General features: G+C 50.3%; 14 protein-coding genes. 10 read left to right on the forward strand and 4 right to left on the reverse strand.

The window, feature by feature from the left end:
- Window positions 1–162: 162 nt before the first annotated feature.
- Window positions 163–828 carry a RadC family protein gene (gene radC, locus DY231_RS23130; RefSeq protein ID WP_115631936.1) on the reverse strand — a complete coding sequence of 222 codons (666 nt, stop codon included), beginning with the start codon at window positions 826–828 and terminating at the stop codon, window positions 163–165.
- A gap of 177 nt (window positions 829–1,005) precedes the next feature.
- Between radC and coaBC the strand changes: the two genes are divergently transcribed.
- The 3 genes from coaBC (at window position 1,006) to slmA (ending at window position 3,371) form a co-directional block, all read left to right on the forward strand.
- Window positions 1,006–2,217: a bifunctional phosphopantothenoylcysteine decarboxylase/phosphopantothenate--cysteine ligase CoaBC gene (coaBC, locus tag DY231_RS23135; protein WP_115631938.1), complete on the forward strand. Its 1,212-nt coding sequence runs from the start codon at window positions 1,006–1,008 to the stop codon at window positions 2,215–2,217.
- Window positions 2,195–2,653 (forward strand): dUTP diphosphatase, encoded by a 459-nt coding sequence (gene dut, locus DY231_RS23140; RefSeq protein ID WP_147295662.1) that lies wholly within the window; start codon window positions 2,195–2,197, stop codon window positions 2,651–2,653. Before coaBC ends, dut begins: the two co-directional genes overlap by 23 nt.
- 121 nt (window positions 2,654–2,774) lie before the next feature.
- Window positions 2,775–3,371 (forward strand): nucleoid occlusion factor SlmA, encoded by a 597-nt coding sequence (slmA, locus tag DY231_RS23145; RefSeq protein ID WP_115631684.1) that lies wholly within the window; start codon window positions 2,775–2,777, stop codon window positions 3,369–3,371.
- 30 nt (window positions 3,372–3,401) lie between these two features.
- Here the strand turns inward: slmA and pyrE are convergent, their stop codons facing one another.
- The gene (gene pyrE, locus DY231_RS23150) at window positions 3,402–4,043 is read right to left on the reverse strand and encodes an orotate phosphoribosyltransferase (protein ID WP_115631685.1); all 642 of its coding nucleotides are present in this window, start codon (window positions 4,041–4,043) and stop codon (window positions 3,402–3,404) included.
- A 138-nt stretch (window positions 4,044–4,181) separates the two neighbouring features.
- Window positions 4,182–4,898 (reverse strand): ribonuclease PH, encoded by a 717-nt coding sequence (gene rph / locus DY231_RS23155; RefSeq protein WP_115631686.1) that lies wholly within the window; start codon window positions 4,896–4,898, stop codon window positions 4,182–4,184.
- Between the two features lie 124 nt (window positions 4,899–5,022).
- On the opposite strand from rph, the gene DY231_RS23160 reads away from it, so the two are divergent.
- Both DY231_RS23160 and DY231_RS23165 read left to right on the forward strand, forming a co-directional pair.
- Window positions 5,023–5,886, forward strand: coding sequence for a YicC/YloC family endoribonuclease (locus tag DY231_RS23160; protein ID WP_115631687.1), 864 nt, complete (start codon window positions 5,023–5,025; stop codon window positions 5,884–5,886).
- Between the two features lie 236 nt (window positions 5,887–6,122).
- Window positions 6,123–6,740, forward strand: a complete 618-nt coding sequence (locus tag DY231_RS23165; RefSeq protein ID WP_115631688.1) for a trimeric intracellular cation channel family protein — start codon at window positions 6,123–6,125, stop codon at window positions 6,738–6,740.
- Here DY231_RS23165 and ligB read toward each other — a convergent pair.
- Entirely contained in the window at window positions 6,737–8,425 is a 1,689-nt protein-coding gene (ligB, locus tag DY231_RS23170) for an NAD-dependent DNA ligase LigB (protein WP_256682697.1), read from the reverse strand. The two genes, DY231_RS23165 and ligB, sit on opposite strands and share 4 nt — an antisense overlap.
- A gap of 255 nt (window positions 8,426–8,680) precedes the next feature.
- Between ligB and gmk the strand changes: the two genes are divergently transcribed.
- The 5 genes from gmk to recG are packed head-to-tail and all read left to right on the forward strand — an operon-like array spanning window position 8,681 to window position 14,544.
- Window positions 8,681–9,304: a guanylate kinase gene (gene gmk / locus DY231_RS23175; RefSeq protein ID WP_034499981.1), complete on the forward strand. Its 624-nt coding sequence runs from the start codon at window positions 8,681–8,683 to the stop codon at window positions 9,302–9,304.
- Between the two features lie 54 nt (window positions 9,305–9,358).
- The gene (gene rpoZ / locus DY231_RS23180; protein ID WP_034499980.1) at window positions 9,359–9,634 is read left to right on the forward strand and encodes a DNA-directed RNA polymerase subunit omega; all 276 of its coding nucleotides are present in this window, start codon (window positions 9,359–9,361) and stop codon (window positions 9,632–9,634) included.
- Window positions 9,635–9,652: 18 nt separating this feature from the next.
- Window positions 9,653–11,764 (forward strand): bifunctional GTP diphosphokinase/guanosine-3',5'-bis pyrophosphate 3'-pyrophosphohydrolase, encoded by a 2,112-nt coding sequence (gene spoT / locus DY231_RS23185; protein WP_115631689.1) that lies wholly within the window; start codon window positions 9,653–9,655, stop codon window positions 11,762–11,764.
- 4 nt (window positions 11,765–11,768) lie between these two features.
- Window positions 11,769–12,458: a tRNA (guanosine(18)-2'-O)-methyltransferase TrmH gene (trmH, locus tag DY231_RS23190; RefSeq protein WP_115631690.1), complete on the forward strand. Its 690-nt coding sequence runs from the start codon at window positions 11,769–11,771 to the stop codon at window positions 12,456–12,458.
- A 4-nt stretch (window positions 12,459–12,462) separates the two neighbouring features.
- Complete coding sequence (gene recG, locus DY231_RS23195; RefSeq protein ID WP_115631691.1) at window positions 12,463–14,544, forward strand: ATP-dependent DNA helicase RecG; 2,082 nt, start codon at window positions 12,463–12,465, stop codon at window positions 14,542–14,544.

Consider the following 14,544-nt stretch of genomic DNA (forward strand, 5'->3'; position numbering starts at 1 on the left):
CGTCAGGCCGCAAGCCTGGTCCCTGGCGGTTCAATGTGAACCACAGTGCCAGGCGCATAATGCCAAAACCCGAGATTCTCAAAGGTGGCGTAGTATACGCTGCATAACGCATGTGCTCAAGTCCCGAACAGACAAAGATCCCAAAGGATCGCCTAATTCGTTCTAAATCCACCCACGTTCGGCAAAAGAAACGTACTCTCCACGGCCAATAACAAGGTGATCGAGCACTTGTATTTCCATAAACAGGCAAACTTTTATGATGCGTTCGGTAATAACACGATCAGCTTTGCTCGGTTCTGCTCGACCAGACGGGTGATTATGCGCGAGTATTAACGCCGCTGCATTGGATTTCATCGCTTCGCGCACAATTTCTCTTGGATGGACCTCTACATGGTTCAGCGTTCCAGAAAACATTGGGCAATGTTTAATCACCCGATGCTGATTATCCAGAAAAATCACCATAAAGATCTCGCGTTCTGCATTCGTCAGTTGGCTCTGAATAAACTCCCTGACTGAATCTGGCCCTTTAAGGGTTAGTTCTTCAACTCCACGCGAGTAGTAATAACGCCTCGCCAACTCCGCAATGGCGTTGAGTTGCGTATATTTCGCTGCACCAATGCCCTTCACTTCCTTGAATTGTGAATAATCCGCCGACAAAAGCCTACTAAGTGAACCGAACTGGTCCAGCAAACTGTGCGCAAACGCGAGTACATTCATATTATTGCAGCCAGTGCGTAAAAAAAGTGCCAAAAGCTCCACATCGGATAATGCGCTGGCACCAAATTTCAACAGCTTTTCACGCGGCATGTTCGCCTTATCCAACTCCATTATTTCTTCCACCAGAACCTCCTTGCCCTTCTCTGGCCGTCATTGTGCACAACTCATCAAGCACATACGACATGCAGATTTCCTCCATGCGGGATACCTCGCAAACAGCAAAAAGTCGATACCGAATGAGTGTGGTAAAATAGCCAGATGACTGTGACTTCTGGTGGAAAAATCATGATGGGGCTTTCTGGCAAAAAAATTGTTCTGGGTGTGAGCGGCGGAATCGCCGCCTATAAGACACCAGAACTGGTACGCCGTCTGCGTGAACGCGGCGCGGAGGTTCGGGTGGTTATGACAGAGGCAGCCAAAGCCTTTATTACCCCTCTGAGTTTACAAGCCGTGTCGGGTTATCCTGTGTCAGATAGCTTGTTGGATCCCGCGGCAGAAGCGGCAATGGGTCATATAGAATTAGGGAAATGGGCAGATTTAGTCATCCTGGCACCTGCCACAGCGGATTTAATTGCTCGCATTACCGCAGGTATGGCAAATGATCTTGTGAGTACAATATGTCTCGCAACCCCCTCTCCCGTTGTGGTCGTGCCTGCCATGAATCAGCAAATGTACCGGGCAACTGCAACTCAGCACAATCTTGAGACTCTCGCTTCGCGCGGTTTACTGATATGGGGCCCAGATAGCGGCAGCCAGGCCTGTGGTGATGTTGGCCCAGGTAGAATGCTTGACCCTCTAACGATAGTTGAAATGGCCGCTCAACATTTTTCTGTCATCAAAGATCTGCAACATCTTAATGTCATGATTACCGCAGGCCCTACTCGCGAACGTCTGGACCCAGTGCGCTACATCACCAATGATAGCTCGGGCAAAATGGGCTACGCGATTGCAGCAGCAGCGGCCGCGCGTGGTGCAAATGTGACCTTAATCTCTGGCCCAGTTTCTTTGCCTACTCCAGCCTGGGTAAAACGTGTTGATGTCACTACCGCTCTGGAAATGGAAGCCGCAGTGCAACAACATGTTCAGACGCAACAAATTTTCGTTGGCTGTGCGGCTGTTGCAGATTATCGTGCCGCAACCGTTGCAGACGAAAAAATCAAAAAGCAAGGCGATGAAATCACAATAAAAATGATAAAAAACCCGGATATTGTTGCCGGTGTCGCAGCACTTTTAACTCATCGTCCTTATGTTGTTGGGTTTGCCGCCGAAACAAATAATGTGGAAGAATACGCCCAGCAAAAACGCCTGAGTAAAAACCTCGACCTGATTTGTGCAAATGATGTTTCACAGGCAGGGCAAGGATTTAACAGCGAAAACAATGCATTACACCTTTTCTGGCAGGATGGAGATAAAGTCTTACCTCTCGAGCGTAAGGAACTCCTTGGCCATCTTTTACTGAACGAGATAGTTACCCGTTATGATGAAAAAAATCGACGTTAAGATTCTGGACCCACGCGTTGGCCAACAGTTCCCACTGCCGACTTATGCAACTTCCGGCTCTGCGGGACTTGATCTACGTGCCTGCCTGGATGACGCCGTAGAGCTTGCCCCTGGTGTCACCAAGCTGATTCCAACGGGGCTGGCTATCCATATCGCCGATCCGTCTCTGGCGGCAGTCATTCTGCCTCGTTCAGGTCTTGGTCATAAGCATGGCGTAGTTTTAGGCAACCTTGTTGGGCTGATAGACTCCGATTACCAGGGTCAGTTGATGGTTTCAGTCTGGAACCGTGGACAAGACAACTTCACTATCGAACCCGGTGAGCGTATTGCTCAAATGGTGTTTGTGCCTGTCGTACAGGCTGAATTCAATCTGGTTGAAGATTTTGACTCCAGCGACCGCGGCGAAGGTGGCTTCGGCCATTCAGGCCGTCAGTAACTTTCGTTTATACACGTAACCCCACAGCGTAAAAAATGTGAAAAAACCGCAAACTTTAAGTTTGCGAGCGCTGTGTGGCTACTTGCCTGACAAGTGCGTTATTTCAGGGGTATTTTAGAACATGGCAGAAAAACAAACTGCGAAACGGAATCGTCGCGAAGAAATACTTCAGTCTCTGGCCCAAATGCTTGAATCCAGTGATGGCAGCCAACGAATCACAACTGCCAAGCTTGCGGCTACTGTTGGTGTTTCCGAAGCAGCACTTTATCGACATTTTCCTAGCAAAACGAAGATGTTCGATAGCCTTATCGAGTTTATTGAAGACACTCTGATTACCCGTATCAATCTTATTCTGAAAGATGAGAAAGATACCCACGCACGTTTACGTTTAATCGTTCTCTTGATTCTGGGATTTGGCGAACGTAACCCTGGCCTTACTCGCATTCTTACCGGTCATGCATTGATGTTTGAACAAGACCGACTGCAAGGCCGGATCAATCAGCTTTTTGAGCGCATCGAAGTCCAGTTGCGCCAGGTCATGCGCGAAAAAAAGATGCGTGAAGGAGAAGGTTTCATCACCGATGAATCACTGCTGGCAAGTCTTCTTCTGGCATTTTGTGAAGGGACGCTGTCGCGTTTTGTGCGTAGCGAGTTCCGCTATTTACCGACCGATGATTTTGATACCCGCTGGCCGCTGGTTGCCTCCCAGCTTCAGTAATTGAAAAGGGCCTTTAAAAGGCCCTTTTTCTTATACGCCGTACTGAGTACGGTAATCCTGTACAGCAGCTAAATGCGCGGCCATCTCAGGTTTTTCTTCCAGGTATTCAACCAGGTCTGTCAGGGTGATGATTGAGATCACTTTGCATTGGTAGTCACGCTCAACTTCCTGAATGGCTGAAATTTCGCCACGGCCACGTTCCTGGCGGTCCAGAGAAATTAGCACACCAGCCAGGGACGCATTGTTCGCAGCAATGATTTCCATTGATTCACGGATTGCCGTCCCTGCGGTGATCACATCATCCACCAGCATCACGCGCCCTTGCAGTGCACTACCGACCAGATTACCGCCTTCACCATGATCTTTTGCTTCTTTGCGGTTAAAGCAATATGGCAGATCAAGCTCGTGATGTTCGGCCAATGCAACGGCCGTAGTCGTCGCAATTGGAATCCCTTTGTAAGCCGGCCCAAACAGCAAATCAAACTCAATCCCGGAATCGACTAACGCGGCAGCATAAAAACGCCCCAACAGTGCCAGATCACGCCCGGTATTGAACAGCCCTGCATTGAAGAAATAAGGGCTGGTACGGCCAGATTTCAGCGTGAATTCGCCGAACTTAAGTACCTGCTTGTTAAGCGCAAACTCAATAAACTGGCGCTGATACGGTTTCATGGATTTGCTCCTATAAATTTCATTTATACATTTACCCAAAATAATTCGAGTTGCTTCGCGGCGAGCGAATACTGCCAACGACAATGCAGCTTGAAGTATTAGGGATATAAAAAAGGCGACTCTCAGAGTCGCCTAAAATTAATTCTCTAACGCCGCCTTCTGCGCCGTTACGATTGATTCAATTCCCCCTCGCGCCAGCGCCAGTAGCGCCAACAACTCTTCATGGGTGAACGGCTCGCCTTCTGCGGTGCCCTGAACCTCAATCATGCGTCCATCTTCCATCATCACGACGTTCATGTCGGTTTCTGCTGCGGAATCTTCAACATATTCCAGGTCGCACAGAGCTTCGCCTTTAACGATACCGACTGATACCGCTGCAACCATCCCTTTCATTGGGTTGGTTTTTAATTTCCCAGCAGCAACCAGTTTGTTCAGAGCATCAGCCAGTGCAACACAAGCACCTGTGATAGATGCTGTGCGAGTGCCGCCGTCTGCCTGCAAAACATCGCAGTCCAGAGTAATGGTGTATTCGCCGAGGACTTTCAAATCCACTGCAGCACGCAGTGAACGGGCGATCAGGCGCTGAATCTCAAGAGTACGGCCGCCCTGCTTACCTTTTGCTGCTTCACGAGCATTACGGCTATGAGTTGCGCGCGGCAACATACCATATTCAGCAGTGATCCAACCTTGTCCCTGGCCTTTCAGAAAGCGCGGAACACCCTCTTCAACGGTGGCGGTACAAAGTACTTTAGTATCGCCAAACTCGACCAGCACGGAGCCTTCTGCGTGTTTGGTGTAATTACGGGTCAGGGTGACTGGGCGCACTTGATCGGCGCTACGACCTGATGGACGCATGGGGTTATCTCCGGCTAAAACGAATGTGGCTGCGCATTATACGGACTTCGCTCGCTTATTCCTATCCTGTCAGGCCGGGCATGGCTATAATCCCCACATCTATTACAGAATACGGTTACGAAATATGATCCGCAGTATGACCGCCTATGCCCGACGTGAAGTTAAAGGCGAATGGGGCAGCGCCTCCTGGGAGTTACGTTCGGTAAACCAGCGTTATCTCGAAACTTACATCCGCATGCCGGAGCAATTCCGTAGCCTCGAACCTGTGGCACGCGAGCGTATTCGTACCCGCTTAACCCGTGGGAAAGTCGAATGTAACCTGCGTTTCGAGCCCGATGCTCGCTCTCAAAGCTCTTTGCTGCTCAACGAAAAATTGGCTAAACAGCTGGTTGAAGCAGCGAACTGGGTAAAAATGCAAAGCGATGAAGGCGAAATCAACCCGGTTGATATTCTGCGCTGGCCTGGTGTGATGTCTGCTCAAGAGCAGGATCTGGATGCCATTACCGCTGAAATTCTTGCAGCATTGGACGGCGCGCTGGATGACTTCATTGTTGCGCGTGAAACAGAAGGCCAGGCACTGAAACAACTTATCGAGCAACGCCTTGAAGGTGTGAGCGGTGAAGTCGTTAAAGTTCGTGCACAAATGCCAGAAGTTCTGAAATGGCAGCGCGAGCGTTTAGTTGCCAAACTCGAAGACGCTCAGGTTCAGCTTGAAAATAACCGTCTTGAACAAGAACTGGTGTTAATGGCACAGCGTGTAGATGTCGCTGAAGAGCTGGACCGCCTCGAAGCGCACGTTAAAGAGACGTACAACATTCTGAAGAAAAAAGAAGCTGTTGGCCGTCGCCTCGACTTTATGATGCAAGAGTTCAATCGCGAGTCGAACACTCTGGCGTCAAAATCTATCAATTCAGATGTCACCAATTCAGCTATCGAATTGAAAGTGCTGATTGAACAGATGCGCGAGCAAATCCAGAATATCGAGTAATGTTCATATTGAATTTTAAGCCCGCACCATGCGGGCTTTTGTTACTTGAGCACTCTTTCAGAAATAATTTAACTAATCCATTTTAAATCCAGTTGGCAATAAAAACCCTTATATAACTGCCAATAAAAACATTTATGCATTAGTAAATATTATCGAAACCGCTTCGCTTTAAAAAAACTCAATCGTGATGTCATTCGCAAAACGTTACCCTCCCAGCGTTTAAATTGGGGGTATCAATGCTGTTACATATTCTTTATTTGGTCGGCATTACTGCCGAGGCAATGACCGGCGCGTTAGCGGCTGGCCGCCGTCGTATGGATACTTTCGGTGTGATTATCATCGCAACTGCCACGGCTCTTGGTGGTGGCTCAGTACGCGATATCCTCCTGGGACACTACCCTCTGGGTTGGGTGAAGCATCCTGAATATGTCATCATTGTTGCCGTCGCGGCGGTACTCACAACAGTGTTTGCTCCTGTAATGCCTCACCTACGCCGTCTTTTTCTGGTGCTGGACGCCCTGGGTCTGGTGGTGTTCTCTATCATCGGTGCGCAAATTGCATTGGATATGGGTGAAGGGCCAATTATCGCAATAATTGCAGCCGTGATAACGGGTGTGTTTGGCGGTGTTCTACGCGATATGTTCTGTAAACGCATCCCACTGGTGTTTCAGAAGGAATTGTACGCAGGCATTGCGTTCGCCTCTGCGGTGCTTTACATCGTTTTGCAGCACTACGTTTCCAACCAGGACGTCGTTATCATTTCCACATTAATATTCGGCTTCACCACGCGTTTGCTGGCGTTGCGCCTGCGCCTTGGTTTGCCCGTGTTTCATTACAAGCACGCGGATCACTAGTCGCTAAATCCCTGGATTCCATGCTGCGCCAGAAAGGCCGCAAGGGCAGCAATTTGGGGATGATTCACAAACTCCACCAACTTTTTAGCTCTCCCGGGACCGATACCGGGAAGCTTTTGCCAGCTGAGTTCATCCCGGGCGACTAAATGCAGCCATTGTGAATCCGGCATTGTCGTGAGTACCGCTCTTGGAAGCGGCAGGCCGAATGCCATCAACCATTGTTTAAACGGCTGCTGCCGTGTTTTCGTGAATTGCTGCCAAAGTTGCACGGTTTTGGCTGAAGAGAAACCGTTAATTTTTGATAACTCTTCCTGTGTGAGCGCCAACCATGAAAAGATATGTTGCAGGCTCAATTTTTGTTGAAGTTGCTGCCAGGAACTTACGCTCACACCGTTGATATTCAAAACTGCGGGAGAGCTTATCCATGCCAGTCGAGCAATAAACTGCTCACGGCACCGGGGTTCAAAATACAAGCAACTTAAAGGCGTAATCATCTCTTTTGATGGGGGTTGTGGCTTGCTACGCTGACTGACGCGCCATACCACTTCATCAACTCGTGGAATCCCTTGCCCAGCAAGACTCACCATCACCTGATCACCGGGCGCAATATCCATAGTCTGCCAACGTTTAACTGAACCGATATTGACGCGTTTAACTTGTTTATCATCAACCTGTAAAGGATTCAGGTTTAGGACAACGGTAATTCTTCCAGTTCGTCCAATCGAGAATTGAATATCTTTAACTTCTGCAAGTTGCTGTGCAGGTGGAAACTTCCAGGCGATCACCCATGTTGCTTTACCGGGAAGCCAATGCTTTCCAGCTGGTTCCTGGGATTGGCGAATGACAATCCCATCCGTCACAAACGGTAGGGGGCCCGCAAACCAGGACTCCCGTAGTGTGGCGATATCGCTCATGGATTTAATAGGTTTTGACCATGTTTTAGTCAGTGAGAAACCAGCTTGATCAAGCGAATTTAGCTTTTGATTCATGTCAGCGGGGCCATCGGGCCACGCCCAAATAAATATCCCCAATTCCTTGAGTAATCCAGCATCCCCCTTGCGCATCATGGCACCCGCGACTTTTCCTCTGGCACTGATACTCCCCATTGTTTTCTGTACATGATTTTCCCTTTTCAAGAAAACCTCTCCCTGTAAAACACTGTTAGCCAGCCGACCGGAAAGCATTTTAGGAATGGCATCAATCATTTTGGCTTTTGCCGTCCAGTCCTGTCCTTTCTCGCCATCGCCACGGCTAAGGAGTTTGAGCAAACGACCCTGTTGATAAACCAGTGTTACCGCAACGCCATCCACTTTGGGCTGTACCCAAAGATCTGACTTGCCATTTATCCACTGTGCAACAGCCGCAGCATCCGGAAGTTTTTTAACACCGGTATGAGCAATCGGGTGCAGCACTTTCCCCTCGGTGAAAAGCTGAGGTTCTTGCGGTTGCTCCGCTGGGTTAAAACAATGCTGCCATTCATTAAACTGGCTGCGTAGACCATCGTACGTCTCATCGCTGACAACGCTGGTACCTTGTTGGTAATAGGCTCGATCCCATTCTGTAAGCTTTTCGTTCAGTTTTCCCATCTCCTTCTGGGCGTGCACAGGCGACCAGTCAGGACAGGTTGCTGATGCCACTGCGCTGAGCAAAACCAGCAAACCGATAAGTTTTGTTATCCACAACATAAATCCCTCCATTTCAAACTCAGGGAGGTATAACGCCAGGAAGTGAACATGACGAATGGTGATTCAGCAGAGTGCGTGAAGCTTTCAGAGGAAGTTAATTTGTTGCAGTAACACGATGTGTTCTTTGGAAAGTATTACGCAAAATGGCAGAAATATTGCCATTGAACGTGACAAATTCACCGTGACGGGAAGACGCCGTGTATAATAGGCCGGTATACGCACTTCTTTTTATGCTTACCGAATAAGTTAGAACTCATGGCTCAAGGCACGCTTTATATTGTTTCCGCTCCAAGTGGCGCAGGAAAATCCAGCCTCATCCAGGCTTTGTTAAAGACACAACCGCTGTACGACACGCAAGTTTCTATTTCCCATACCACTCGTGGTATTCGTCCGGGAGAGAAACATGGCGAGCACTATTTCTTCGTGGAAAAGGAAGAGTTTAAGCAGATGATTGCTGAAGACGCATTCCTTGAACATGCGGAAGTGTTCGGTAATTACTACGGCACTTCTCGCCATGCCATTGAACAAGTTTTGGCAACCGGCGTTGACGTTTTCCTGGATATTGACTGGCAAGGCGCGCAGCAAATCCGTGAGAAAATGCCGCAAGCCCGCAGTATCTTTATTCTGCCGCCGTCAAAAGACGAGCTGGACAGGCGTCTGCGTGGTCGCGGGCAAGATAGTGAAGAAGTTATCACGAAGCGTATGGAACAGGCTGTTGCAGAAATGAGCCATTACGCTGAATATGACTATTTAATCGTCAACGACGATTTTGACACCGCACTGTCAGATTTAAAAATTATCATTCGTGCCGAGCGTCTACGAATGGGTCGCCAAAAAGCGCGACATGACGCTTTAATCAGCAAACTATTGGCAGACTGAGCCCAGTTTCAGTATCATGCCCAGTCATTTCTTCATCTGTGGAGCATTTTAATTATGGCACGCGTAACTGTTCAGGACGCTGTTGAGAAAATTGGTAACCGTTTTGACCTGGTTCTGGTCGCCGCACGTCGCGCTCGTCAGATGCAAACTGGTGGTAAAGATCCACTCGTTGCTGAAGAAAACGACAAAACGACCGTAATCGCACTGCGCGAAATCGAAGAAGGGTTGATTACCAACCAGATTCTCGATGTTCGTGATCGCCAGGAACAGCAAGAGCAGGAAGCCGCAGAATTGCAGGCTGTTACCGCTATTGCTGAAGGTCGTCGTTAATTAGCCTGCGGGTAGCCCTTGTATCTGTTTGAAAGCCTGAATCAACTGATTCAACAATACTTGCCCGAGGAGCAGATTAAGCGACTTCGGCAAGCATACCTTGTTGCGCGTGATGCTCACGAGGGACAAGCACGTTCAAGCGGTGAACCCTATATCACCCATCCTGTAGCTGTTGCCTGCATTCTGGCCGAGATGAAACTCGACTATGAAACGCTGATGGCCGCTCTACTGCATGATGTGATTGAAGACACCCCTGCCACCTACCAGGATATGGAACAACTGTTTGGCAAAAGCGTTGCCGAACTGGTGGAAGGGGTATCTAAGCTCGACAAACTGAAATTCCGCGATAAGAAAGAAGCTCAGGCTGAAAACTTCCGCAAAATGATCATGGCGATGGTGCAAGACATCCGCGTCATTCTGATCAAACTCGCTGACCGTACGCACAACATGCGCACTCTTGGGGCGTTGCGCCCTGATAAGCGTCGCCGCATTGCTCGCGAAACCCTCGAAATTTATAGCCCCCTGGCACACCGTCTTGGTATTCATCATCTGAAAACTGAGCTGGAAGAACTGGGCTTTGAAGCGCTTTACCCGAATCGCTATCGCGTCATTAAAGAAGTCGTGAAAGCCGCACGTGGTAACCGCAAAGAGATGATTCAAAAAATTCTCTCGGAAATCGACGGGCGTTTGCAAGAAGCAGGCATTCCCTGCCGCGTCAGTGGCCGCGAGAAACATCTTTACTCCATCTACTGCAAAATGACGCTTAAAGAGCAGCGTTTCCACTCGATTATGGATATCTACGCTTTCCGCGTAATTGTTCACGATATGGATACCTGTTATCGCGTTCTTGGGCAGATGCATAGCCTCTACAAGCCCCGTCCAGGGCGGGTAAAAGACTATATCGCCATTCCAAAAGCGAACGGATATCAATCGCTGCATACTTCAATGATTGGCCCGCACGGTGTGCCGGTTGAAGTGCAAATCCGTACCGAAGACATGGATCAGATGGCAGAAATGGGTGTTGCCGCTCACTGGGCTTATAAAGAGCAAGGTGAAAGTGGTACTACCGCGCAAATCCGCGCCCAGCGCTGGATGCAGAGCTTGCTTGAGTTGCAGCAAAGCGCCGGTAGCTCATTTGAATTTATCGAGAGCGTAAAATCCGATCTGTTCCCGGATGAGATTTACGTTTTCACCCCGGAAGGGCGCATCGTCGAATTGCCGGCGGGCGCGACGCCTGTCGATTTCGCCTATGCCGTGCATACTGACATCGGCCATGCCTGCGTTGGCGCACGTGTCGACAGGCAACCCTATCCGCTGTCACAGTCGCTCAGCAGCGGCCAGACAATCGAAATCATTACCGCACCGGGTGCTCGCCCTAACGCTGCCTGGCTGAACTTCGTTGTAAGTTCGAAAGCGCGCGCCAAAATTCGCCAGATGCTGAAAAACCTCAAACGAGACGATTCCGTCAGCTTGGGTCGTCGCCTGCTTAACCATGCGTTAGGTGGCAGCCGAAAACTTGCTGAAGTTCCGCCGGAAAATATTCAACGTGAGCTTGAGCGTATGAAGCTCGCCACGCTTGACGATTTGCTGGCTGAAATTGGTTTAGGCAACGCCATGAGCGTAGTGGTGGCGAAGAATCTGCAAGGTGAATCATCGGTAATTGCGCAAGGAAATACCCCCGCACACAGCCACCTGCCTATCAAAGGCGCTGACGGCGTGCTGATTACTTTCGCGAAGTGTTGCCGCCCAATTCCTGGCGACCCGATTGTGGCTCACGTCAGCCCTGGCAAAGGGTTAGTTATCCACCATGAGTCCTGCCGTAATATCCGTGGCTACCAAAAAGAAGCCGAGAAGTTTATGGCGGTCGAGTGGGATAAAGAGACCGAGCAAGAATTCCTCACTGAAATTAAAGTGGATATGTTCAACCATCAGGGTGCATTGGCAAACCTGACCGCGGCAATCAACACCGCAGGCTCGAATATCCACAGTCTGAATACTGAAGAGAAAGATGGCCGCGTTTACAGCGCGTTCATTCGTTTATCTGCTCGCGATCGTGTTCATCTGGCCAATGTTATGCGCAAGATTCGCGTAATGCCGGATGTCATTAAAGTTACCCGCAACCGAAACTAGTGTTATGAATCCTCAACGTTATGCGCGTATTTGCGAGATGCTTGCCAGGCGTCAGCCTGATCTGACCGTCTGCATGGAACAGGTCCATAAACCCCATAACGTCTCGGCGATTATTCGCACCGCTGATGCAGTGGGCGTGCATGAAGTTCACGCGGTTTGGCCGGGTAACAGAATGCGTACCATGGCCTCTTCTGCTGCCGGAAGTAACTCCTGGGTTGAAGTGAAAACACATCGCAATATTGGCGATGCCGTTAGCCATCTGAAAAACAACGGGATGCAAATCCTCGCCACCAACCTTTCGGATAAAGCCGTCGATTTTCGCGAGATTGATTACACGCGCCCGACCTGCATTCTGATGGGTCAGGAAAAAACCGGTATTACTCAGGAAGCACTAGCGCTGGCTGACCAGGACATCATTATTCCGATGATTGGCATGGTGCAATCTCTAAACGTTTCCGTGGCTTCCGCACTCATTCTTTATGAAGCGCAGCGCCAACGTCAGAATGCCGGAATGTATCAACGCGAAAACAGTACCCTGCCGGAGTCTGAGCAACAGCGACTGCTGTTTGAAGGCGGCTACCCGGTACTGGCACGAGTTTCTCGCCGTAAAGGTTTGCCCTACCCGCATGTGAATCAGCAAGGTGAGATAGAAGCTGATGCCGCATGGTGGGCCACAATGCAATCTGCGGAGTAGTTGGATGAAAGGCCGTTTGCTGGATGCCATACCGTTAAGTACGCTTGCCGGAGTGGGTGCCAGTCAGAGTGGCAAACTGGCCAAAATTGGCCTGTATACCATTCAGGATCTTCTTCTCCACCTTCCGCTTCGCTACGAAGACCGCACCCATCTCTACCCGATTAACGACCTTATACCGGGTGTTTACGCCACTGTGGAAGGTGAAGTGCTGAACTGTAATATCAGTTTTGGCCGCCGCCGTATGATGACCTGCCAGATTTCTGATGGCACCGGCATCCTGACCATGCGGTTTTTCAACTTCAATGCCGCAATGAAAAACAGCCTCTCGGCCGGTAAACGCGTGCTTGCCTATGGTGAAGCGAAACGCGGCACGCACGGCGCGGAAATGATTCACCCGGAATACCGTATTCAGGGCGACCTCAGCACACCAGAATTACAAGAAACGCTGACGCCGGTTTACCCCACAACGGAAGGCATTCGTCAGGCGACACTGCGCAAACTCACCGACCAGGCCCTGGAATTGCTGGATACCTGCGCCATTGCCGAATTGCTCCCGGCTGATTTGAGCAAGGGAATGATGAGCCTGCCAGAAGCGTTGCGCACTCTGCATCGCCCGCCGCCAACCATGCAGTTAGCCGATCTGGAAACCGGGAAGCACCCGGCTCAACAGCGCTTAATCCTCGAAGAATTACTGGCTCATAACCTGAGCATGCTCGCGTTGCGCGCAGGTGCCCAGCGTTATCATGCGTTGCCGTTGCATAATCATGACGAGTTAAAAAACCGCTTGTTAGCCGCGCTGCCGTTTAAACCAACCCGGGCGCAAGAACGGGTCGTGGCAGAAATCGAACACGACTTAGCACTCGATGTACCGATGATGCGTCTGGTACAAGGTGATGTAGGGTCGGGCAAAACGCTGGTTGCCGCGCTCGCCGCACTGCGTGCGATTGCTCATGGCAAACAAGTAGGCCTGATGGCACCCACCGAATTGCTCGCCGAGCAGCACGCCAACAACTTCCGCCAGTGGTTTGCACCACTGGGAATCGAAGTGGGCTGGCTTGCGGGTAAGCAGAAAGGCAAAGCCCGTATCGCTCAGCAAGACGCAATAGCCAGCGGCCAGGTGTCGATGGTGGTGGGAACGCACGCGATCTTCCAGGAACAGGTGCAGTTCTCACAGCTCGCGTTAGTTATCATTGATGAGCAGCATCGCTTTGGCGTCCATCAGCGCCTGGCGCTATGGGAAAAGGGTCAGATTCAGGGATTCCATCCGCATCAACTTATCATGACTGCAACCCCAATTCCGCGCACGCTGGCGATGACGGCATATGCCGATTTGGATACGTCCACTATCGACGAGCTGCCACCAGGCCGTACGCCAGTAACCACTGTTGCGATCCCTGATACGCGCCGCAACGATATTATCGAGCGAGTGCGAGAAGCGTGTAGCAATGAAGGTCGCCAGGCATACTGGGTCTGTACTCTGATAGAAGAGTCTGAATTGCTGGAAGCCCAGGCCGCGGAAGTCACATGGGATGAGTTAAAAGCTGCCCTGCCGAATCTGAACGTTGGCCTGGTTCATGGCCGCATGAAGCCTCAAGAAAAGCAGGCCGTGATGCAGGCTTTCAAAGAAGGCTCGATTCATCTGTTGATCGCCACAACGGTTATTGAAGTGGGTGTGGATGTGCCGAATGCCAGCCTGATGATTATTGAAAACCCAGAACGTCTCGGTCTTGCGCAACTCCACCAGCTTCGTGGCCGTGTTGGCCGTGGTGCCGTCGCATCCCACTGCGTGTTGCTTTATAAATCACCGCTATCAAAAACGGCGCAGCTACGATTGCAGGTGTTGCGCGACAGCAATGATGGCTTTGTGATTGCACAAAAGGATTTAGAAATTCGTGGGCCAGGTGAATTACTCGGCACGCGCCAGACGGGGAATGCCGAGTTTAAAGTAGCTGATTTGCTGCGCGATCAAGCGATGATTCCAGAAGTACAGCGCCTTGCGCGCCATATCCATGAACGCTATCCCGAGCAGGCAACCGCGCTCATTGAACGCTGGATGCCTGAAACGGAACGCTATTCAAATGCCTGA

Source organism: Buttiauxella agrestis, from assembly GCF_900446255.1.
GTDB classification, from domain to species: domain Bacteria; phylum Pseudomonadota; class Gammaproteobacteria; order Enterobacterales; family Enterobacteriaceae; genus Buttiauxella; species Buttiauxella agrestis.